Genomic DNA, 21,124 nt, shown 5'->3' with positions numbered 1-21,124 from the left:
GACGATAAGGTTATCACCAATTGCTTGGGAGATGGTCTTATGTGCGAGGTTTTGGCATCAAATCTGTATCAATTACTCGATGTAGGGTTTATGACAGAAGGACAGATTTGATGTTTGCTCTCTTTTGGAGAATATCAATCTCATCATTAACTGTCCGTCTGCCTAAAAAACAGTATATCCTAGTGCCCAGACGCTGGCTGTGCCTGCTTGCTTGGGTTGTGTTTAGGGATTTTAAGCAAGAACAAAAATGGAATAATCAATACAAACATCAGAGTGATGAAAGAGAAGGTATGCACGAATGCAACAATCTCTGATTGCTTATGAACCTGCTCCTGGAGTATCGCTTGAGTAGTTGGATCGCTTAGCGATGAGCCTGTGTCACTGAGCCAGTGTTGAAGATTTGGGTTATATGGATTGATAGACTGACTCAGAGAGTTCCATTGCTCTTGAGCACTTCTAAATTGGTAAGTGGTAGCGATAGAGATACCAAATGAGCTGCCTATGGTTCTAAATAAGTTGAAGATACTCGCCCCTGCAACACCCTCTTCAGGTTTCAGCGTAGTATATGCGATAGAGGACAGGCTAGAGAATACTAGACCCATTCCACAGCCTTGAATGACACTTGGCAAAATCAACCAATAGAAATCAATGTTCTCTGAATACTGCGACATTATGATGCCTGCAACACCGCACAGCAAAGCGCCTATAGCGACCATCCATCTTAGACGGTCATTATTTAAGAACTTGGCGGTGGCAATTAGCGTAATGGCAGCAGCAATCCCTCTTGGTGCCATCAATAGCCCTGTGGTATCTACCGGATAATTTAATGCACCCTCGAGCATCATAGGGAGCTGAGCGGTGAGACCAAACAAAGCACTGGCGAAAATTGCCATCATGATTGAACCAAAGGCAAGATTTCGGTTGCTGATCATCCAGATAGGCGCAACAGGACTGCGCGTTTTGAAGCTGCGATGAACAAAGTAGACTAGCCCTACGAACGCAATAATGATACTCACTTGAATCAAACGTGATTCGAACCAATCTAGCTGATTCCCTTGATCAAGCACCATTTGCAGCATGCCAATGCCCACGGCCATAGAAATCATGGTAGGCCAATCAATCGTGGCTTCACGTTTGTTGGAGGTTTTTACAAACAGGGTGATCATGGTAAGACAGAACAAGCCAACTGGTACGTTGACATAGAATACCCATCTCCAGTCCATATTCTGGGTAATTAAGCCACCCAATGTTGGACCTAATATAGGGCCGAGCAAAATTCCGATACTGAAGATAGACATGGCTTTGCCGCGCTCTTCTGGTGGAAATACGGCAATGAGTAGTGATTGGGATAGGGGAATCACCACAGCGCCAAACATGCCTTGGATGATTCGAAATAACACCATAGCTTCAATGGATTGGGCTTGGCCACACAGTATTGAAGACACCATAAACCCAGAAACTGCCACCAAAAGTAAGCGGCGTTCGCCTAGCTTACTAGAGAAGAAACTGGTTAAAGGGATGAATATGGCTTCTGCCATTGTATAGGCGGTCAGTACCCATGTGATCGTATCTGATGTCGCGCCGAGTGCTCCTTGCATTTGTGGAAGGGCCACGTTGGCGATAGTCATGTCCAGCAGAACCATGATTGCAGAGGTCATCACTGCAATCACAATCATCCATCGTTTCATCGGGGTTATGGTTTCCACCATTACTCTCCAGTTGTTGTATCAACAGTGACCTGAGTACTTGCGCCAATGCGCAATAGTGGTTTTGATGAAAGATCATCTGTAATCGCTATTTTCACCGGAAAGCGTTGACCTATCTTCACCCAGTTGCCGGTAGCGTTTTCCGGAGGAAGTAGTGAAAAGCTAGTGCCACTTGCTGGTGAGATCTTCGCGAGCTTACCGTGCCAGATTTCATCGGGATACATATCTACCTTGATATCGACCGATTGCCCTTCTGCCAGTCTTGGCATTTGTGACTCTTTGAAGTTTGCTTGCACCCATTGACCATATTGTTTAACCACAGGAAACAGAGGCTGTCCGGTTGCAACAAAAGTACCGAGGTGGATCTTAATGTCACCAACGTAACCATCAAACGGAGCGCTTATTTCTGTATAGCTAAGGTCTAGCTCAGCCTTGGCTAAGCGAGCAGCGGCTTGCTGCACAGCAGCAGAAGCATCCCCTTTACCACCTTGAGCGTCGATAGCTTGCTGAAGAGAGGCTTGAGCGGCATGCAGACGGGCTTGAGCATCGGCAAGGTTGGTACGGTCGGTATCGGCTTGCTGAATTGGAACGAGCTTTTTATCTACTAGCACTTGGGTACGTTTGTAAGTTTTTTGTGCATTTAGCAGGTTCGCTTTAGCTTCATTAAGTTGAGCTATTGCAGCGTTAACACCAGATTCTTGGGATTTGTTTTGTTGTAGTGCGGCTTGATAAGCAGCTTGCGCTTCATTTACTGCGATTTGATAAGGTTGAGAGTCGACAGATATTAGGTGATCGCCCATATTGACGAACTGAAAGTCATCAACAGACACTTGGGTAATTCGCCCTTGAACTAAAGGGGCGATAGAGACTGTTTTACCATGCACATAGGCATTGTCGGTAGAGGGGTGAAGATCACTGTAATGCCAGTAGTATGCAACCCCACCGCAGACTGCAAGCAGTATGATTGCAGCAATGTACCCTCTAATGTATTTCTTCATAGTCCAGCCCAAGTATGACATTGAAAATCGAATGTTTGAGGGACTAGACTATATGCTCTAATTTGAGGGTTTTATATGCCAAAAAGTGCACACTTACTTTCAGTTTCTGTAGTGCGCTCAGTTGGCTTTTATTACTTTACTGTCTAATTATCAGTTGTTTAATGGTTCAGAAGAGGTTTGCTTATTGAATTGGAACCTGAATAAACTGTAAGACCTGACCACAAGATCGGGTCAGCCCCTACTTAACCTATTAAAGTAGGGGCTACTGTTTATTTCACTTGCTGTGGGTTATTTAGAAACGTGTTCTATAACTGCATCAAAGGCATTCAAGTTGTACCCATCGAAGTAGTCGTTTGATGACACAGGTTGAGACGATTGCTTGATGATTGCGATATCGCGGTCTCTATCAATGTAAATCCACTGACCATGTACACCGATAGCATTGAATGATTCTTTGCCTTCTGCGTGACGAACCCACCACTGTGCACGGTAGCTCCATGCTTCTTCGCCCATCACGCCGTGTGATTCAGTACCATTTGCAAAGGCTTCTTGATCACCACCAGCAGCGAGTTTATCAATAATATTTTTAGAAACGACTTGTTCACCATTATAAAGACCGTCATTTAGCATCATCATCGCAAAGCGAGAAAGATCATTTGGGGTTGCGTTTAAGCCGCCACCAGCAAACAGAGTACCGTTTTTATCAAGCAGTACATAAGTCTCGCCATTGGTCCCCAGTTTCTTCCATAGATTTTCGCTAAGATTGTCTTGGAACGAGGTGCCAGTAGCAACGTTGGTGTACCAGTTTACGACGTCTGTTTTCGGTGTTTGGTAGTGGAAAATTTCGCCGTGTTTGTATTGAGAATCTTTTTCCAAAGTCGGCAAGAAATCATAAATATTGTTAGCTACTTTCTCTGAATCACTGGCTTCAATTAAGCCGAGAACCTTACCGTATTGCACAATGCCAGAATTCGGGTCAGCGTAGTCTTCCGAGAAGTCGATGGAGTTGGTCATATCAAGGACTTGGCCGAATGTTGCGTCTTTGAAACCATTAGACTTAGACAGAGTTGGCAGTTTTTCAGCTACTTTATCACTTTCGCTTGCCTTGCCATCTTCCACTGCCATCAAACCAAATAAGCCAGCAAATGATTTGGTTACTGACATCATTTGGTGTGGGTGGTTTGCATTCATTCCATTGTCATAGTGCTCATAGATAACCTTGTTACCCTTCACGACCACAAATGCGTCTGTGAAGGTCTCTTTGAAGTAGGTTTTCATATCAACGGTTTGATCGGTTGCTAATCCATCTACTCCTGCTTTTACTACTGATAATCCATCGATAGACGAGTCGATATCTTTAAGTATTTTTACTGCTTGTTCTGCATTTTCGATACCTGCACTTGGGTAAACTGAGCGCATATTTAGATACGACCAGCGGTTGAACGGTGGTGTAAACAGTGCGTTCGACTTATCTACTACTTTTTCTGCTGCTGGTGGGAAGCCTTGCATTAAGCCAAGCTCCTCGGCAGTAGCAAATTCGTTGGCGACTGCGCCTAATGACGCGACTGCCAGGGATGAACCGATGGCTAGGGAGACTAAGTGTTTTTTCAAGTTTCTCATGATTGTTTACTCGTAGGCTGTATTTATTCGATGCAACAATCGTATTTCTTTGAGTATGGAAACTCGAATTACCACCTTTAAGTTTAACTTATAGGAATGAATATCTTAGAGTGTTGAGTCAGCAGTTAGGTATTACTATTACGTTATCGATAAAGACCTGCATTGCTTCGTTGATGGGTTTTTCTGAACGCCAGAAAAGTTCAGTGTGCCAATTTGCGGAATGATGACCTTCTAAGCTAAATGTTTTTAATCGTCCTTGTTCCAACTTATCTTGCACAAGATACTTGGGGGCTGCTGCCCAGCACTCACATCCTTCTACGATTGAGATGATTTCATGCATATTGCTACAGTGCGTGACTCGATAGCTCATTTCATGGACATCTGACAGCCCGAGCTCCTTAAAGTAATGAAGAGAGACTTGCGGTATGCGGCGCAATTCTTTGGTCGGCATATTGGCAAGTAGAGAGGAAAGCTTGGGATTGCCAATCAAAGCCACCTCAAAAGAAAAGCCGTCTATGTACGACAACTCAGTAGGCAACCCTAGCGTTGCCATGCTAAATCCCAAGTCGGCTTGCCCGGTAAGAACCCAGTTTCTTACTAGTAAGGGATCGCCGTTCAAAATTCTTATATCTAGGGTTGGAAAGTCAGTCAGTAGCTTATTGTAGACATTCACTAGGGCTTTATTGGTCACAGATGGGTCTATCGCTAGTGTTAAACGACTGGGCTTACCCTCCAGCAGGCTATCAGCTTTTGCATCAAAGTATTCCAACTCATGCAAAGCTGACTTTGCATAGCTATACAGTTCCTCTCCTTTCTCAGTAAGCTCTAAAGAGCGAGGTTTTCTAATAAATAGATCAAAGCCTAATTCTGCTTCAAGGTTTGCCACTAAGCCACTGATGGTGACAGCATGTTTACCGATACGGCGACTGGCCGCCTTAAAGCCCCCAGTTTCGACTGACTCTACAAATGCTGTTAATTGTTCTACGGATTTTGCCACTTTCATCTCCAATTAAAAACTTTAAGGATAGGTTAGACCTATCCTTGGTCGCATGGCAAGTTAAGTTCACTCTGGTCAAAATACACCTAACAAGTAACCCAACACTTAATTTTTCTACTGGAGATTCTTATGAAACTGGCATCAACATTTAAAGTTGCACCTATTGCTATCGCACTTTTGACAAGTAGCGCGTTTGCTGCTGACTTTTCACAAAAAGAGTTGGCTTATATGCCCGCCAATACACAAATTGAACTGTTTAAGAGTGGCATGATTACACCTCTAGATGTACTGCACGCTCAAAAAGCTCAGTATGAACAAACTAATGATGTGGTGAATGCTGTTACTTATGATCACTGGGAAACAGCGGAAAAAGCAGCGAAAGAAGCAACAGAGCGTTATCAAAATGGTACTTATCGCTCAATGGAAGGTGTGACATTTGCGGTAAAAGATGAACACCATGACAAGGGCTGGAAAGTCACCTTCGGTTCGAAGCTTCATATGAATGATGAGCCAACGACTCATGCCGATCCAATGGTTTCTAAACTGAAAAGTGTTGGTGCAATCCCTGTTATTCAGACTACTGTGCCAGAGCTTTACTTCAACTGGGTAACAAGCACTGATGCTTGGGGTACATCACGAAACCCGTGGAATACTGAGTTCGCAGTTGGCGGTTCATCGGGTGGTTCTGGCGCTGCACTTGCAGCAGGCTATGCGACTATTGCTACAGGCTCAGATATGGGAGGCTCTATTCGAATCCCTTCTTCATTCAATGGTTTATATGGTTTAAAACCGGCAGCTAATACTACACCGAATGCTGCACTATATTCATACTTCTCTGGTAGTGGCCCGATTGCTCGTAGCTTTGAGGATATGGTCATGATGTACAATGTGATGGCGGGTCCTGATGCACAATGGTCTGTGCCAAACGTGGGAGAACAAGAGAAGTTAAGCAAAGAAACTCAATCTCTTGAAGGTATGAAGATTGCTTACATCGGCGATATGGGTACGAGTCCAATGGCGAACTATGTTGCGGATGGAATGGAAGATGCGATGGCAGTGTTACGCAAGCAAGGCGCAACGGTTGATACGGTGAGCTTCGATTTTGATATGCAGATGGGCCTTCTTGAAGGCGTATCAAATCTTGCATTCTCTGGCGCTATGGGTGCACCTATGATGGACGCTTATGCTGGACATACTGATGAGATGACGACATATACTGGTGGTTTGATTAAGAAAGCGATTAGTCACCGTGAGGATTATGACGGAAGAGCTCAAGCTAAAACTGAAGCTGAAGTTCTGCGTATGTGGACGAAACTGTCTTCAGAAATTTATGCTAAAGGTTATGATTTGGTTATCGCACCAACAATGCCAACGGTGAGTGTACCAGCAGACTACAACTTCATTACTGATAAGCCTCTAAAAGAAGATGGCCATACTTATGACAAGGCAGTAGGCATGATGTATACCCTACCATTCAACCTATTAGGTTGGTTGCCAGCAGCAAGTGTACCGGCTGGCCTAAGCCCTGACGGTGTACCATTTGGCCTGCAAATCATCGGTAAGCCAGCTGACACTAAAACAGTTGTAAAAGTAGCGGGAGCATACAGTAAAGGCGCACCTAAATTCTTTACCGGTGACAACCTACCTAAAGGCGTTAAATAACGGCGAGTGAGCATCAACAAACACTAAGATAAAAGAAAGCCAAAGGAGTTTTACTTCCTTTGGCTTTTTCTCTTATGTGTCTTTTGCATATGCGTTCTATGTAAGATTCAATCGCGATGAAACTATCTCTTCGTTGTTTCTTTTTTGAGGGTTAGCTTGCTTTATCTCTTGTGCTTTAATTAATAAATACCGCTCTAGGGCGTTCACTTCAAACTGTGACATTTCCAAGTACAACTTGGTGCGTCGATAGATGATATCTTCAGCAGAATGCACAAACTCATGCTCAAATAAATAATCTACCTCGGCTGCATATAATTGGGCTGAAAAGCGCTCACCGAGGTTTTGTTCTTCTCGCAATGAATGAGCAATGATCAGGGCACGACTGCCATAAATACTCACCCAACGTCCGATAATCTCTTGGTCTACAAATGGGGCAAGCTCACGCAATTGTGCAAGTAGACCTTGCTTATCAAACTGCTCGGCACCGGGTAAAAGAGTGGATTCAGTGGAACAAGGGTGCATTTCAGTAAAGAAGCGTTCTAGCTTACCGAGCGCTGCATTTGCTAACTTTCTATAGGTAGTGAGCTTTCCACCAAACACCGATAGTAACGGCGCGGTTTCGAGAGAGTGTTGCAGGGTAAGGGTGTAATCTCGAGTGATGGCTTGCGGAGAGTCAGATTCATCATCACAAAGAGGTCGTACGCCACTAAAACTGGATATGATGTCATCCTTAAAAGTGGTGTGTTTGAAGTGTTGATTCACCACATCCAATAGATAGTCTATTTCTTTATTAGAAATTGCTACTTTACGGGGATCTCCTGTGTATTCAACATCAGTGGTGCCTATTAGCGAGTACTTATCTAAATAAGGAATCACAAAAACAATTCGCCCATCTTGGTTCTGAAGGATATAAGCAAATTCCTGAGAATAGATTTTAGGCACTATGATGTGCGAACCCTTGATAAGGCGAATGCCCATGGGGGACTTGGTTTGTACTGTGTCGGTAATAAATTGTTTTACCCAAGGCCCAGTGGCATTGACTACGCAACGTGACTGGCGCGTTAGGCGATCTCCGGTTCGGTGATCGAGAAGCTCAACCGTCCATATTTTATCTTGCTGGGTAACAGAAACCACCTCACAATAGTTTCGCACTTCGGCGCCGTTTTCTTTGGCTTGCATCGCATTAAGTACCACTAATCTTGCATCATCGACCCAGCAGTCAGAGTACTCAAAGCCAACCTTGAATTCGTCATACATGATGCCGTCGTCACTGAGTGAAACCTTACAAGAAGCAGGCAGTGAGTTGCGTGTGCTGAGGTAATCGTACAAGTACATTCCGGTACGAATCATCCAAGCAGGGCGAAGAAATGGGCGGTGAGGCAGACGAAATCGCATTGGTCTTGCAATATGCGGGGCTTTCTTAAGAATCACTTCACGCTCAGCCAGAGCCTCTGAGACCAAGCGAAACTCGTAGTGCTCTAGATAACGCAAACCGCCATGAATCAATTTAGAGCTGGCTGATGAGGTCGCACTCGCAAAGTCTTTGGCTTCAAATAGCGCGGTAGACAGTCCTCGAGAGACTGAGTCGGCTGCAATACCGACACCGTTGATGCCACCACCAACCACAATAATATCTAGAATCTGAGATTGCTTGCGGTCGTGCTGTAATCGCTCTGATCTTGCTTGGTTCATTCGCTAACTACCCTGTAAGAACGTTTACACTTTTAACTCGAAAAGTGAATGATGCTAGTTTGGGTTTATACGTATAGCTTAAGACATTGCGATTAAGGAAGTGGAGAAGCTAGGGTGATTTTTGCAACTTCGTATAAAAATCACCCAGAATTGAGAGAGGAGTCTCTATTTTGAGACTCAAACTCGTGACTGAGGTAGTCGGTATTACTGGCTGTTTACGTAGGCTTTAAAACGCGCTTTAGTTGCATCATCAGCCTTACTGTACCAGAACATCAACATCTCTTCTTCTGTCGTACCTGCAGTAGTTTCAGGAAGTTGAGTTGGCGTTGCATTCGTAGCCGCTGCTGTTTCGGCAACCGGTACTACGGTAACTTTCTGTCCAGATGCTTGCGCTGCCGTTACAGCCGCATACGCCGCGCTGTTAGTTGTTGCAATGGCTGCTGCACCGCCGGCGGCATTAAATTTGATCATCTCAGCTTCATAGTCACGACCTATCTGCATACCTTCATAGACCAATTTGTCTTGAGTGATGTCTATTGCTTGATTTGATTCGTTTACAAGTTTCCAATCAGGGTTGTTGTTGAATCGCTGTGCGTCACGGATGTTGCGGTACTTAGGAAACTCAAACTCTAGCTTTTCGTTTTCAGCTGTAAACTTCGCAACGATAACGTCAGAATTCATTTTCTCGAACTCTTGGCCTTGCTTAAAGCTAGGGACGTAGCGGAATACGATCTGGTTTTCGCCGTCAGGTAAAATAGCGGTAGAACTTGATGAGAAGAACCCTCCGTCAATCTCAGGTTCTGTGCCGTTGACAAGTAATAGATTAACGTCTTCAGGAAGACCGATAGTGACCTCTGCAAATGCAGGTACGGCCATTGAAAGTGCTAGTCCGGTTAGCAAAATTTTCTTGTACATAAAGCTTCTCTAAAGTTTTGGTCTAAGACCTATTTTGATTTTGAAAACGTTTGGCTGAGTGTTTTTATCTCTGGCAACATTCTGTGGATCAAGTGCAATTGTTGCAAGATCATCTGTGCAGATGTGCCATCACTCTCACGCCATTGTGATAATTTGTGTTGAATATGGTTGGTATCGAACACTTTTTCATCGAAAGACTCATCACGTAAAGCCTTCTCAATAGCTTCGAGCTTAACATGAATTTCCTGATATGCATCAATAACTAGTTTATGCGTCGTCGCATCATTGAGCTGTGTCCTATGTGCGCCTAGTGCGGAAACGTAACTGAGTAGGGCATGATTTAGAGTCAAGAAGCGGAAACTCTCATTGACCGCATGCTGATATTTTCCAGGTTCGGCCAGCATATTGCTAATGGCAGCGCTTAGGTTTGCATCATGGCTATGGGCGGCGCGACGAGCTATGCGGTAGTTGAGGTCGTCAGCTTTTCCTAGCCGATATTGAGCGATGATCTGAGCGAGATAATTTCCGTTCGCTTTGATGGCTTGTGCCATAAGCGAGGGTAATTTCTTTGCTTGCCAGTCAGGAAGAATGAAATACACCGCCCCAGCAGCAAGCAGGCTTCCAATCAGGGTATCAATCAATCTTGGGACAATAACAGCGTATCCTGCCCCAAGTTGAGAGAATAAAAACAGCACTAATACAGTAATTACTGCGGTCGCATAGGCGTAGTTATGCAGTCTAAAAGCGAAGAAGAGTACACTGGAAATTACGATAACGAACAGTTGACCTTCCACTCCAGGTATCAGAGACAACATCACGACGCCAACAATCAGGCCTGCAAAGGTACCACTGATCCTATGAAATAGCTTTTGCTTGGTGGAACTAAAGTTGCGCTGACAGACAAACAGGGTGGTGAGTAATATCCAAAACCCATGCTCAATTGAGAATAATTGAATGATGCCATAGCCAACGGTAAGTGCCGTTGCGAGTCTTATCGCGTGACGAAATAGTACCGAGGAAGGTGAGAGACTGTCGCTGATTCGCTGCCACATCTGTTTGGCAGTGTGTGCGGTTCTATCATCTAGTACATGATCGACCGATTGTGCATCCGGGTTGTTAATGTTGTTCAGCAATCTATCGACCGTACACAAGTTATTAAATAGGTACTGCAACTGAGCCAAAGATTGTTGCCACTCAGGGTTACGTTGCTCAATTAAGTGAGTCATAGCACCTTGCAATTCGTCCAAGGCAATAACCGATTCTTGACTGCGCTTATAAGGCTGATTCAGCCTCAGGGATTCAGCAATATCTTGGCACTCTTTCGCGTAGGACTGAATGAGATGTTTGAACCGAAATAGCACATCTGAGCGCTCAAAATGCTGCGCAAGGTCTTGATAGCGATAGTGACTGGAACTGAGCCTTTCATGCATATCTTGAGCAAGAAAATAGATCCGCAAGAATCGGTCACTTGGGCCATCGACATGTCCTTTCTTTGAGCGCTTTATCAGGGTGTCACGGCAAAGCTCTAATGCTTCTACAGTATTTGCGTTAAGCTGCGCTTCCTCGATGCGCATCGGCTGTGGTTTTAACCCTGTTGTAGGGTGAAAAAGGCGGCTCTTAGATTCTAAATAGCGCGATAGCTGATGGAACGTTTGTGACAGGCTCAGTTGAACCGGTTGCATTGGCCATAGGCTTTGCCATATTAAAGACAGCAAATAGTACCAAGCTGCACCTATTAGCAGCAGAATTGGTTGACTCCAAATATCGGTACTTTCGCTCGCCCCTAACATGGTATAGATAGCAATTAGCAAAGAGCCAAAAGCAATGCTTGCGTAGCGTGGACCAATTGCGCCAAGCATAATAAAAGTGAAGGTTGAAACGAAAAGCCCTACGGCAAAAGCAAGGGGATAAGGGTAGAGTACTTCTATGGAAACACTCGCTATCGCAAAACATACAAAGGTTAAGGTGAGAGCCTTTAAGCGACCCCAGAAATTGTCGTCTGTTTCCGCAAGAGCAGCCGCGATGACACCGAGAACCAGTGGAGTAATGAGAGTATATTGCCCCAGATACCAACATGGAATCACTACGCCTAGCATGGTAACTAGGATGAGAAGGCTGTAGTTAATGGTTTTATTCGCCCAATATTGGCGAAGTGTGGCAGAAGTGTTCACTGAGTTTTAGGCTAGCCTTTTTAAGTACCCTGTCATCCGCAACAGAGTGTTCCATTAAACAGAGTGTTACTTTACACAGGGTTAACGTGATTTGCACTCTATAGAGTAGCGTCTGTGGGCGCGATCTTACTGAACTTTAAAGAAAAACCTAAAATTTACATACCGCTTAATGCGTTCACTGGATTAATCATAGTAAACTGAAGCGGTTCAACCCAAAATCTTAAGGACAAGTACGCTAACATGCAGTTGCAAGCCACCCCGTCAGCTCGTTTTTTCTTACAAGACGAATATTTTGATATCAAGCTAGAGAAGGATCAGCTGGTTCTTACCTCTCGAGAGAATCAAACCTCGATTCCTTTTTCGGAGTGGAGCGGTAAAACCTCGATTGAGCGTGGCTTAGTATGGGGAAGCATTACCTTCTATGGTTACCAACAGCAGCAAGCTGGCGAAGCGGTGCAAAACGCCTGGCAGATCCAGGGGCTTTCTTGGGGCAAGGCCAAGTCATTTGGCCGAACTGCGGTTCAGTATTATGAGAAATGGCATCGCCTTCAATGCCGTCAGTTGAATCTCTACCTGCCGAAATGGCAACAAAAGCTGCAATTACTGCGTCAGCAGCCCGCCTACCTCGCACATTCTGAGTGGCACTCTTGGCAAGAAATGGTACATACCGATCTTGAAGAGATGAACATTAGCTTGAACGACGCCAATCAGCGCATGCCTGAAAACATGCAAGAGGTGAATCAATGGCTATGTCCTAAGGGAGATGTGGTTAAAGAGCGTAATGAGCTTTGGCTAACCAATGAAACTCAGAACTGGCAAGTTTTGTTTGCTCAGATTGAAAGCTCCCCTCTGAATCAATCTCAGCAAAAGTCAGTCTTATTGAATAACGATCATAACTTGATCTTAGCAGGAGCGGGCACCGGTAAAACCAGTGTATTGATGGCTCGAGTGGCGTATCTGCTACAAAGCCATCAGGCTCAAGCTGAAGAAATTGCTTTGTTAGCGTTTGGTAGAGACGCAGCAACGGAGATGTCACAGCGTTTGTCTAATAAAATAGGCGTGACCTCACAAAAGGTGAATGTGAGTACCTTCCATAAGATGGCACTGCATATTATTCAACATGTGGATGGCAGCCCAGCGAAGGTAAGTTCACTAGCTTCTGAGCCAAAACAGAAGCAGCAATGGTGTGCACAGTGGTTAAAAGAACATTGGACTAATGCCACCAACTTTAAGCGTTGGCAAAAACATCTATCACAATGGTCGATTGCTTATTTGAAGGGCGATGTGGATCTTGGTAGCCAGTTTGAAAACCCGAAACTGATCGCTTGGCTTGATCAACAATTGGATCAACTGTGCTCTATGAATGTCACTAAGAAGTCCATTCAACAGCAAATTATTGAGCATCCTGAGTATTCGCGCCTTAATAGTGAACTTCAATTAGTGTGGCCTTGTTATCAAGCGTGGAAACAGTACTTGAAAGAGCAAGGGGAGCTAGATTTCCATTCAATGATAGAAAAAGCCACGCAGTATGTGACTAAGAATCGATTCAAGGCTCCATGGCGCTACCTAATGGTGGATGAATATCAAGATATCTCCCCAGCTCGTTTAGGGTTAGTAGAAGCCATTGTGAATCAACCTAGCGAGCAAGGAAGACGCTCGCTATTTGCTGTCGGTGACGATTGGCAGTCGATTTATCAATTTGCCGGCTCTGATGTAAATCTGACGACAGGCTTTCTTGAGCGTTTTCCTGATGCGGCGACTCATCATCTAGATACCACTTATCGATTCAACTCTCAGATTGCAGATGTGGCGGGAGAGTTTATATTGCAGAACCCTATGCAACTGACTAAAACCCTCACCGCACACAAACAGCAGAAGCAAAAAGCGGTCTCGGTAGTCGCAGAAGCTAAGCTAGAGAAAACATTGCAACGAGTGAACAACTCTCATAAGTCTTTGTCTGTTTTAGTGCTTGGACGCACTCATAAAGACAAACCGAGTAAGCTAAAACAGTGGCAATCAGAGTACAGTAATCTTGAGTTTAACTTTATGACCTGTCACTCGAGCAAGGGGAAAGAGGCAGATGTTGTACTACTGATGAGAGTGAACGAGCACAACTTCCCGCAAAAAGAACGTGCACCGCATCTTGATGTTGCTCTTAAATCGAGCAATGAATCTTTCCCGTTTGCAGAGGAACGTCGTTTATTTTATGTAGCGCTAACGCGAGCGAAACAAGAGGCGATTGTGTGTTATGACCTGCAACCATCCCCATTTATCACAGAGCTACTTGAAGGCTCTTATGCGGTTAAAAAGAAGTAGGTCACTTTTTGCTGCTGAAGAATGAGGTTAATGAGCGGGCGGTGGTTTTTTTACCGTCCTGATAAGCTTCAATGGGACCGGAATCTCGACCTGATAGCCACAGTCCACCATGCACGATCGCAGTAAACAGAGAGATAACGGCAATTCCCATTGGAATAAGCCCAAGAACGTCGAAGTAAACCAAAACTAAGGAAAAGGCGCATAGAAGTAGGGATATCAGTGATATTTTTTTACTCATGCTGACCTCAATCGTCGATAATAAAGGCTCAGTGTAACAGTGAGTTTTTGAGTGTATTTTGAGCAGCATCAAGAGTGTTGATATAATGCTTTTTCCCTTTTAAACAAACATTTAAAGACTGGTGAGCCTATTCGAAAATCTAGTGTTTACTTTGTTTCCGGCCTTTGCATGTTCGTTCTTGCGACCGTGTTTTCATTCGCATCCAATCAGACATTACCTCCAGCATCCGAGCTAATATTTCGTTCAGGACAACTTACTTCGCTTAAATACCTTACCCCTGTGAGAGGGAGTAAATCGGTGCGCCTACAATTGATTGACGGCAGTTGGTTTCAATACTCTTCTAAAGCGGGTGATGTTGAGGCTGTTTATCAGGCATTAGAAAAGAACAGTGGAGAATCGTTACGAGTGGGGTATGCCCCCGGATTTAGTGGTTCTCCGCTTGGGGATGAACGTCATTTTCACAATGTACTCTCTTTGCAGATTGGCTCTCAAACAGTAAGAAGTTATCAACAAATTGAAGATGCATGGAACAGTGATAATCAGCTTGCGGTGATTATGAGTAAAGGACTTCTCGTCGGCAGCGCCTTGCTTTTGTTATTCTCTGGTGCACTTCGTTTTCGAGGACAATAACGCCACGTGCTCTATAGTCTGTACAATTAATCTATAAATGGAACAGGAACAATTGAAAGTTGTAACTACAATATAGGGGCGCACACAGCTTAAACAGTGTTTAAGAAGGAGGTTCCAATGAACCTAAAAGTCATCGTTATATTGTCCTTGTTACTGGCCGTTATTTATCTGGGATTTAATAGCAATATTCCACAGCTGAATGCTTTCAAAAACTTTATTATGGGGACCTTTACCACAGAGGTTGCAGAGAACCGCGCTGGCACCAGCAACGATAACCGACGCAAGCGTCCTGCCCCTGAGCCGTATGAAGAAGATACAGAAGTGGATGCTAATATTTACGTTGAGTAGAAATCGTTTATTGATTAGTAAATATGATTAAGCCACCTTTCACTAGAATGACTAATTTAGGTGGCTTAATTGATAGTATTGCTCAAAGATAGTGAGGGCTGATCTTTGGTCGCTATTCCTCGAGGTACGGTCTGCTAGGTGCGCTTCGCTAGGTAAGATTCATAATCTGGAATTGCTATTTCTACTTCCTCGTCAATTAACGAAGAGTCAAACAGGAATTTTGCAGTTGCACGGTTGGTGGCAACAGGGATATTCCATACACTAGCAATGCGAAGCAATGCTTTTACGTCAGGATCATGGGGAGCTGCATTAAGCGGATCCCAGAAAAAGATCATCACATCAATCTTTCCTTCTGCAATCATCGCTCCTAATTGCTGATCGCCTCCCATAGGGCCACTGATCAGGCTTTTAATTTCAAGGCCTGTTTCTTTGCTAAGAAGGTGACCGGTTGTGCCAGTTGCATACAAAGTATGCTTTTCTAACTTCTGCTGGTTTTCTTTGGTCCAGTTGAGAAGCTCTTTTTTGTAGTGGTCGTGAGCGACTAAGGCTACGTGCTTACGAGCCTGCATAGTACGGGTAGTTTTTTCCATGGTTCGTTTTACCTAATTTTTGTTGTCGTTTTATCTGATATTACCATTACTCTTATTGGCTGTGGGGACAGATTTAAAAATTTGTTTTCCCTGATAAATTTGGTAGATTGTGCGCGATTAATTCAATGTCAGTGAAAGGAATAAGTATGAACAAAGCGGTCGTTATTTTCAGTGGAGGTCAAGACTCTACAACGTGCCTAGTGCAAGCTCTCACACAGTTTGATGAGGTGCATGCGATTACTTATGACTATGGTCAGCGCCACCGCCAAGAGATTGAGATTGCCCAGCAGTTGGCCAAGAAGCTAGGTGCAAAAGCACACAAAGTAATGGATGTGACATTACTTAATGAATTGGCAGTGAGCTCTTTGACTAGAGACGACATCCCTGTTTCTCATGACTTGGGTGAGAATGGACTGCCAAATTCGTTTGTACCGGGACGCAATATCTTATTTCTTACTTTAGCGGGTATCTACGCCTACCAAGTGGGAGCAAAGACGCTGATTACTGGTGTGTGTGAAACAGACTTCTCAGGTTATCCTGATTGCAGGGATGAGTTTGTGAAGGCGATGAACTCAGCGCTTTCACTCGGAATGGATTACCAGTTAGACATTAAAACTCCGCTAATGTGGCTAAACAAGGCTGAAACTTGGGCAATGGCTGATCACTATCGTGCACTCGAGATGGTAAGGGATGAAACCCTAACCTGTTACAACGGGATCGTTGGCAGCGGTTGTGGAGATTGTCCTGCTTGTGATCTAAGAGCGAAGGGTCTTGCTGATTACCAAGATAATGCCGATGAAGTCATGGCATCTTATAAGCAGAAATCGCTGTAAAAAATGAAAGGCTCCGACGGTTCGACGTTGGAGCCATTATTTGTGTGTGTCATTCATAACTTCTTAATAGTCATCCTCCGTTAGACGGCCTTCTATTGCATAAGGGTCGTCTTCGAATACATGATTTGCTCTTCCTCTAAGAGTCTCTAGTTGTTGCTCCAACATGTCCATCGTTTCAAAATTTCCCTCTGAGCAGGCAATGTAAATTTGTTGCTCGAGGTCTTCTATTCTGTCGCGTACGGTCATCATAATCGCCTCCCTAGGTATGCAGTGTTTATGCTTACGAGCGGCTTACTCAATTGGCTCAGCATGAAGAAGATTAATCTTCACTTTCAACAAACGAGTCATACTCTGACTTTCAACGGAATTATAGTTCATAAAATAACCACTATTGTTAGGCGGGAAGAGGACGGTATTGAGATCTAACGCTAAGCTTTTGACTCTACTAAAAAAGAAAATTATTAAATTTTAGTGAGACAATGATGATAGAGATTCAAGGTATTGATCACGTGGTTTTGCGCTCTACGCAAGTAAACAAGATGCTCTCATTCTACTGTGACGTTTTGGGCTGTTTTGTTGAGCGGCGTCTTGTTGACGAGGGATTAACGCAGCTTCGGGCGGGCAATGCACTGATTGACATCATTGACGTTGAGAGCCCTTTAGGAAAGCTTGGGGGTCGGCCTCCGGTACAAAACGGGCGCAACATGGACCATTTTTGTTTGCAAATTCAATCTCTTAATCAAGAAGAGTTAATCACCTACCTTCGCGACCATCAAGTGGATATCTTGCCGGATGCAATCCGTTACGGAGCGACAGGATTGGGCTGGTCATTATACGTACACGATCCTGAGAGTAATGTTGTTGAGCTTAAACCCGTTTAGGCGATGGCTCTGAAAGGTATTCAGGGGAGAAATTAATACCAAGCTAATAGATAAGTGTGTGCAATCTGTCACTGTGCAAACAGTAAGCTTACGCATTATTGACATAACAGCAGGTGGCAAAAGAGACACTATCTCTATGAGAAATTTACCCTGTTAAGCCCGATGGAATTTACTGAACAAGACAGAGCTGCCCTATACGAAACATGGATGTCCCAAAAAGCCAAAATGCGTCTAACGCAAATGGAGATCTCCCGAAAACTAGGAGTATCTCAGGCTGAATTTGGACAATTACTTCGTGGTCGTGCCCCTTTAACATACCCATTTGTTACTCGCTTTTGTGAGTACCTAAAGGTGGATCCCGCTTATGCGATCCCATCACTGCGTGTGAACGTTACCGTTGAAAACAGCGTAGTGACCCTATGCTCGAGAATGTCTGTCGATGGAGACATAAGAAACGTATACGTTGATGGCAATCAAGTCGTCGTAGAATATGAACACCGTATTTGTTAAGGCACTATCAAGGCAGGCTAATGAGTCTGCCTTTTTCTTTTCTCTATCTCTTCAACTGAGTTTTATCTACCTATTTTAATAGCTTAAGCGTATCAAAATCGTTAGGATCGGACTGTCCAATTTCGCCTTTCTAGGCTGCATTCAAACGATAAAAGCGTATATGAGCATTATAAATAAGTTTAAAAAAGAATGGTTCCTTGTGGGAATGGTCGTGGCCATTGTCTTGGCGGTGTTTACTCCAGATCTCGGGAAAAGTGGAGGGGTACTGCACCTAGATACGATTACTGTATTAGGTATCGCCTTGGTTTTTTTCCTACATGGGTTAGGTCTGTCGCCAAAAGCTATTGTTGAGGGACTTTCAAACTGGAAGCTGCATCTGTATGTGCAGGGGGCTACGTTTTTTGCTTATCCTCTATTGTGGGTGGTTTTTGGCCAGGGGTTTATGGCCTACATGCCAGCAGCTCTGGCCTTTGGTTTCTGCTATCTATTTGTTTTACCGAGTACAATCTCTTCTTCTGTAGCGATGACTGCAATAGGCAAGGGGAACCTTCCTGGTGCGATCTTTAACGCCTCGCTGTCCAGTATCCTTGGTGTGTTTATTACTCCACTACTCATTCAAGTATTTATGGGGATGGAAGGCGCCGATCTAAACCTGATGGATTCAGTTATATCCATATCTAAGATGCTGTTATTGCCGATGATACTGGGGCAAGTGTTGCGACCATGGCTTCTTGAATGGACCCAGAAGCATAAAGCCATAGTGAACAAGTTAGATAAGTATGTGATTCTACTGATTGTTTACAGTGCATTTTGTGACTCTATTGACCATGGGATCTGGAGTGACTTCTCGCCGATGCTATTGCTTGTTTCAGCGTTGATTTGCTTGGCAGTGCTGATGGTGATGGTACACGGCATCCAATGGGGCGCACGTAAGGTTGGTTTTACTCACCAAGATGAGGTAGCTGCTGTATTCTGCGGTACTAAAAAAACCTTAGCCGCGGGTATTCCAATGGCTAAGGTTATCTTTGCTCACGATCCTAATTTGGGGATGATACTGCTTCCAATCATGCTGTATCACCCAATCCAAATCTTCTACTGCGCCGTACTAGCCAACCGCTACGCCAAAGTTGAATTAGCATAGTGCTAGGGGGAGGGATTTTTCCCACCCCTCACTCAAGCAGCAGACAGTATCACTGGATGCTGCTGCGTGGGATGCGGGACGATCTGCGTTTTCCAGCGATAAACTTCTTCGATGGTTTGTGAGTTCAATACCTCCCAAGGTGTGCCGTCAGCGACGATACCGCCTTGGTTTAACACTACGATTCTATCGGCATATTGCGCCGCAAGGTTAAGGTCATGCAACACAGCGACGACGCACGCGCCTGAATCTGCTTGCTCTTTGGCAAGCTTGAGGGTGTTGTGCTGGTGGCTCAAGTCTAGTGCAGAGGTTGGCTCATCAAGAAACAATACCTTGTTGTGTTTAACCGAGTCTAACTGGGTAAGTACACGCGCAAAATGAACTCGCTGCTTTTCTCCTCCAGATAAGCTCGGATACAAGCGCTCAGCAAGGGGGAGAACCCCGGTTAGATTCATTTTCTCTCTGGCAATACGGCTTATCTCTTTTTGTCCGCCGGGTAGGGTCAAACCGCCTAATTCTACGACTTCTTGCGCAGTGAAATTGAAGGTAAGCGAGCTAGATTGAGGTAATACGCCAAATTGCTTGGCTAGTAATTTCTTATCCCAATCTTGAGTCGGCTTTCCAAATAGAAAGTGTTCCCCGGTATAGGACATCTCATTGCTGAGTGTCTTCAGCAGTGTACTCTTACCTGTACCATTTGGTCCCAAGAATACAGTGAACTCATTAGGATAAAATTCAATGTTCACCTTATCCAGTATTGTTCTGTTGCCTATGCTTACCGAAATATCCGAGCATTGAACTGATGGTGTGCGCATTAGATTCGCCCTTTTTGTGAGATAAGTAGCCATAGGAAGAAAGGCGCTCCAAGTACTGCGGTAATAATACCCACAGGGATTTCCAAGGGAGCGACTAGAATTCGCGATAGCATGTCAGAGATGAGCAGTAGCAATGCTCCAAGCACGGTTGCTAGAGGGATCAATATCTTATGATTTGGACCAGCGATCATTCTCCCAAGGTGGGGCACGATGAGACCGATAAAGCCTATCATCCCTGCAAGGGACACCGTCACGCCAACGCCGGCAGCGGTAAGTAAAATCAAGCGACGTTTAAGTCTTTGTACGTCGATACCTAGATGACCGGCTTCAGCCTCCCCCAGTAATAAAGCGTTTAGGTTTGCAGACTCTCGATAGAACAAAATGCCAAGGATTAGCAATACGATGCCTCCAAAAGTCACCCCTGCAAAATTAGCTCCAGCTAGTGATCCCATTGTCCACAAAGACAAGTCACGCAAGGCTTGATCGTCGGCATAATAGTTAAGTAGCCCTAACATCGCACCAGAGAGTGCGCCAATGGCGACACCTGCTAGCAACATCATAGTCACAGAAGTGCCGTTAGGGGATGTTCCTAACTGATACACCACTAGGGTAGTAATCGCCCCTCCCAAAAAAGAGAAGATAGGTACAGTGCCGAACATCAAAAGGGCAGGGTAGGTCTGAGCAAGAGAGCCAAACACGACGATAGCCAAAGCAGCACCTAAGGCCGCTCCTGCAGAGACGCCGATAATCCCAGGGTCGGCCAATGGGTTGCGAAACAGTCCCTGCATAACGGTGCCGCAGATAGCCAATATCCCGCCGATGGCTATAGCGAGCAGAGTGCGCGGCAATCTTACTTGCTGCACTATCATGTTAACGTGAGCGGGCAATTCGGCGCTCGGCAAACCTGGCATAGTGAAGTCAGGCAATAGGGCACTCATGCTTTGAGTAAAGCTGATATCCATCGGGCCAACACTTATTGAGAGTATGCTAGCGAGGTAGACCCCAAGCAGAGCGATACCCAGTAGTGCTGGTGTTGGCAGTTTTAGTGATGATGCGAAGTTCAT

The 21,124-nt window shown here is 44.7% G+C and carries 20 protein-coding genes; 8 read left to right on the top strand and 12 right to left on the bottom strand.

Annotated elements, in window-relative coordinates; all coding sequences use genetic code 11:
* Positions 1 to 179: 179 nt before the first annotated feature.
* The 4 genes from OCU46_RS15255 to OCU46_RS15240 form a co-directional block, all read right to left on the bottom strand.
* Positions 180 to 1,709 carry a DHA2 family efflux MFS transporter permease subunit gene (locus tag OCU46_RS15255; protein WP_208733554.1) on the bottom strand — a complete coding sequence of 510 codons (1,530 nt, stop codon included), beginning with the start codon at positions 1,707 to 1,709 and terminating at the stop codon, positions 180 to 182.
* Positions 1,709 to 2,704, bottom strand: a complete 996-nt coding sequence (locus OCU46_RS15250) for an HlyD family secretion protein (protein ID WP_141271921.1) — start codon at positions 2,702 to 2,704, stop codon at positions 1,709 to 1,711. The genes OCU46_RS15255 and OCU46_RS15250 overlap by 1 nt, the downstream gene beginning before the upstream one ends.
* Positions 2,705 to 2,992: 288 nt before the next feature.
* Positions 2,993 to 4,324, bottom strand: a complete 1,332-nt coding sequence (locus tag OCU46_RS15245) for a serine hydrolase (protein WP_244311426.1) — start codon at positions 4,322 to 4,324, stop codon at positions 2,993 to 2,995.
* A gap of 118 nt (positions 4,325 to 4,442) precedes the next feature.
* The gene (locus OCU46_RS15240) at positions 4,443 to 5,321 is read right to left on the bottom strand and encodes a LysR family transcriptional regulator (protein WP_167495403.1); all 879 of its coding nucleotides are present in this window, start codon (positions 5,319 to 5,321) and stop codon (positions 4,443 to 4,445) included.
* Between the two features lie 129 nt (positions 5,322 to 5,450).
* Between OCU46_RS15240 and OCU46_RS15235 the strand changes: the two genes are divergently transcribed.
* Positions 5,451 to 6,983 carry an amidase gene (locus OCU46_RS15235; protein WP_141271923.1) on the top strand — a complete coding sequence of 511 codons (1,533 nt, stop codon included), beginning with the start codon at positions 5,451 to 5,453 and terminating at the stop codon, positions 6,981 to 6,983.
* 96 nt (positions 6,984 to 7,079) lie between these two features.
* On the opposite strand, the gene glpD is transcribed toward OCU46_RS15235, so the two are convergent.
* The 3 genes from glpD to yccS all read right to left on the bottom strand — a co-directional run bounded on the left by glpD (position 7,080) and on the right by yccS (position 11,761).
* Positions 7,080 to 8,675 (bottom strand): glycerol-3-phosphate dehydrogenase, encoded by a 1,596-nt coding sequence (gene glpD, locus OCU46_RS15230; RefSeq protein WP_141271924.1) that lies wholly within the window; start codon positions 8,673 to 8,675, stop codon positions 7,080 to 7,082.
* A 204-nt stretch (positions 8,676 to 8,879) separates the two neighbouring features.
* Complete coding sequence (locus tag OCU46_RS15225) at positions 8,880 to 9,590, bottom strand: DUF2057 family protein (RefSeq protein WP_141271925.1); 711 nt, start codon at positions 9,588 to 9,590, stop codon at positions 8,880 to 8,882.
* A 29-nt stretch (positions 9,591 to 9,619) separates the two neighbouring features.
* The gene (gene yccS, locus OCU46_RS15220) at positions 9,620 to 11,761 is read right to left on the bottom strand and encodes a YccS family putative transporter (RefSeq protein ID WP_141271926.1); all 2,142 of its coding nucleotides are present in this window, start codon (positions 11,759 to 11,761) and stop codon (positions 9,620 to 9,622) included.
* A gap of 240 nt (positions 11,762 to 12,001) precedes the next feature.
* On the opposite strand from yccS, the gene helD reads away from it, so the two are divergent.
* Positions 12,002 to 14,077 (top strand): DNA helicase IV, encoded by a 2,076-nt coding sequence (helD, locus tag OCU46_RS15215; protein WP_141271927.1) that lies wholly within the window; start codon positions 12,002 to 12,004, stop codon positions 14,075 to 14,077.
* Between the two features lies 1 nt (position 14,078).
* Here the strand turns inward: helD and OCU46_RS15210 are convergent, their stop codons facing one another.
* On the bottom strand, positions 14,079 to 14,315 hold the full coding sequence (locus tag OCU46_RS15210; RefSeq protein ID WP_141271928.1) for a hypothetical protein: 237 nt from the start codon (positions 14,313 to 14,315) through the stop codon (positions 14,079 to 14,081).
* Positions 14,316 to 14,612: 297 nt separating this feature from the next.
* Here OCU46_RS15210 and OCU46_RS15205 point away from each other — a divergent pair, with 297 nt between their 5' ends.
* Together OCU46_RS15205 and OCU46_RS15200 are read left to right on the top strand one after the other, a co-directional pair.
* Positions 14,613 to 14,945 (top strand): hypothetical protein, encoded by a 333-nt coding sequence (locus OCU46_RS15205; RefSeq protein WP_244311427.1) that lies wholly within the window; start codon positions 14,613 to 14,615, stop codon positions 14,943 to 14,945.
* A gap of 117 nt (positions 14,946 to 15,062) precedes the next feature.
* Entirely contained in the window at positions 15,063 to 15,293 is a 231-nt protein-coding gene (locus OCU46_RS15200) for a hypothetical protein (protein WP_119008841.1), read from the top strand.
* Between the two features lie 134 nt (positions 15,294 to 15,427).
* On the opposite strand, the gene OCU46_RS15195 is transcribed toward OCU46_RS15200, so the two are convergent.
* Positions 15,428 to 15,883: a methylglyoxal synthase gene (locus OCU46_RS15195; RefSeq protein ID WP_141271929.1), complete on the bottom strand. Its 456-nt coding sequence runs from the start codon at positions 15,881 to 15,883 to the stop codon at positions 15,428 to 15,430.
* A gap of 146 nt (positions 15,884 to 16,029) precedes the next feature.
* Here OCU46_RS15195 and queC point away from each other — a divergent pair, with 146 nt between their 5' ends.
* Positions 16,030 to 16,716: a 7-cyano-7-deazaguanine synthase QueC gene (gene queC / locus OCU46_RS15190; protein WP_244311428.1), complete on the top strand. Its 687-nt coding sequence runs from the start codon at positions 16,030 to 16,032 to the stop codon at positions 16,714 to 16,716.
* A gap of 63 nt (positions 16,717 to 16,779) precedes the next feature.
* Here the strand turns inward: queC and OCU46_RS15185 are convergent, their stop codons facing one another.
* Positions 16,780 to 16,962: a hypothetical protein gene (locus tag OCU46_RS15185; protein ID WP_026012716.1), complete on the bottom strand. Its 183-nt coding sequence runs from the start codon at positions 16,960 to 16,962 to the stop codon at positions 16,780 to 16,782.
* Positions 16,963 to 17,195: 233 nt separating this feature from the next.
* On the opposite strand from OCU46_RS15185, the gene OCU46_RS15180 reads away from it, so the two are divergent.
* The 3 genes from OCU46_RS15180 to OCU46_RS15170 all read left to right on the top strand — a co-directional run bounded on the left by OCU46_RS15180 (position 17,196) and on the right by OCU46_RS15170 (position 19,248).
* Positions 17,196 to 17,597 (top strand): VOC family protein, encoded by a 402-nt coding sequence (locus tag OCU46_RS15180; protein ID WP_141271931.1) that lies wholly within the window; start codon positions 17,196 to 17,198, stop codon positions 17,595 to 17,597.
* 162 nt (positions 17,598 to 17,759) lie between these two features.
* Entirely contained in the window at positions 17,760 to 18,107 is a 348-nt protein-coding gene (locus OCU46_RS15175) for a helix-turn-helix domain-containing protein (protein ID WP_102359543.1), read from the top strand.
* A gap of 205 nt (positions 18,108 to 18,312) precedes the next feature.
* Positions 18,313 to 19,248: a bile acid:sodium symporter family protein gene (locus tag OCU46_RS15170; protein WP_420918554.1), complete on the top strand. Its 936-nt coding sequence runs from the start codon at positions 18,313 to 18,315 to the stop codon at positions 19,246 to 19,248.
* Positions 19,249 to 19,280: 32 nt separating this feature from the next.
* On the opposite strand, the gene OCU46_RS15165 is transcribed toward OCU46_RS15170, so the two are convergent.
* Entirely contained in the window at positions 19,281 to 20,060 is a 780-nt protein-coding gene (locus tag OCU46_RS15165; protein WP_141271933.1) for a heme ABC transporter ATP-binding protein, read from the bottom strand.
* Positions 20,060 to 21,124, bottom strand: a complete 1,065-nt coding sequence (locus OCU46_RS15160) for a FecCD family ABC transporter permease (RefSeq protein WP_141271934.1) — start codon at positions 21,122 to 21,124, stop codon at positions 20,060 to 20,062. The genes OCU46_RS15165 and OCU46_RS15160 overlap by 1 nt, the downstream gene beginning before the upstream one ends.

The sequence above is a fragment of the Vibrio comitans genome (assembly GCA_024346835.1).
Classification (GTDB): Bacteria; Pseudomonadota; Gammaproteobacteria; order Enterobacterales; family Vibrionaceae; genus Vibrio; species Vibrio comitans.
This window is presented reverse-complemented; position numbering and strand designations above follow the sequence as displayed.

Excerpts from the sequence above, each read along its gene's own strand:
- helD (WP_141271927.1), top strand. The coding sequence starts at position 12,002 with ATGCAGTTGCAAGCCACCCCGTCAGCTCGTTTTTTCTTACAAGACGAA.
- OCU46_RS15210 (WP_141271928.1), bottom strand. The coding sequence starts at position 14,315 with ATGAGTAAAAAAATATCACTGATATCCCTACTTCTATGCGCCTTTTCC.
- OCU46_RS15165 (WP_141271933.1), bottom strand. The coding sequence starts at position 20,060 with ATGCGCACACCATCAGTTCAATGCTCGGATATTTCGGTAAGCATAGGC.
- OCU46_RS15185 (WP_026012716.1), bottom strand. The coding sequence starts at position 16,962 with ATGACCGTACGCGACAGAATAGAAGACCTCGAGCAACAAATTTACATT.
- OCU46_RS15245 (WP_244311426.1), bottom strand. The coding sequence starts at position 4,324 with ATGAGAAACTTGAAAAAACACTTAGTCTCCCTAGCCATCGGTTCATCC.
- OCU46_RS15225 (WP_141271925.1), bottom strand. The coding sequence starts at position 9,590 with ATGTACAAGAAAATTTTGCTAACCGGACTAGCACTTTCAATGGCCGTA.
- OCU46_RS15255 (WP_208733554.1), bottom strand. The coding sequence starts at position 1,709 with ATGGTGGAAACCATAACCCCGATGAAACGATGGATGATTGTGATTGCA.
- OCU46_RS15180 (WP_141271931.1), top strand. The coding sequence starts at position 17,196 with ATGATGATAGAGATTCAAGGTATTGATCACGTGGTTTTGCGCTCTACG.
- OCU46_RS15250 (WP_141271921.1), bottom strand. The coding sequence starts at position 2,704 with ATGAAGAAATACATTAGAGGGTACATTGCTGCAATCATACTGCTTGCA.
- OCU46_RS15195 (WP_141271929.1), bottom strand. The coding sequence starts at position 15,883 with ATGGAAAAAACTACCCGTACTATGCAGGCTCGTAAGCACGTAGCCTTA.
- OCU46_RS15175 (WP_102359543.1), top strand. The coding sequence starts at position 17,760 with ATGGAATTTACTGAACAAGACAGAGCTGCCCTATACGAAACATGGATG.
- OCU46_RS15160 (WP_141271934.1), bottom strand. The coding sequence starts at position 21,124 with ATGAACTTCGCATCATCACTAAAACTGCCAACACCAGCACTACTGGGT.
- OCU46_RS15200 (WP_119008841.1), top strand. The coding sequence starts at position 15,063 with ATGAACCTAAAAGTCATCGTTATATTGTCCTTGTTACTGGCCGTTATT.
- glpD (WP_141271924.1), bottom strand. The coding sequence starts at position 8,675 with ATGAACCAAGCAAGATCAGAGCGATTACAGCACGACCGCAAGCAATCT.
- OCU46_RS15170 (WP_420918554.1), top strand. The coding sequence starts at position 18,313 with ATGGTCGTGGCCATTGTCTTGGCGGTGTTTACTCCAGATCTCGGGAAA.
- OCU46_RS15235 (WP_141271923.1), top strand. The coding sequence starts at position 5,451 with ATGAAACTGGCATCAACATTTAAAGTTGCACCTATTGCTATCGCACTT.
- queC (WP_244311428.1), top strand. The coding sequence starts at position 16,030 with ATGAACAAAGCGGTCGTTATTTTCAGTGGAGGTCAAGACTCTACAACG.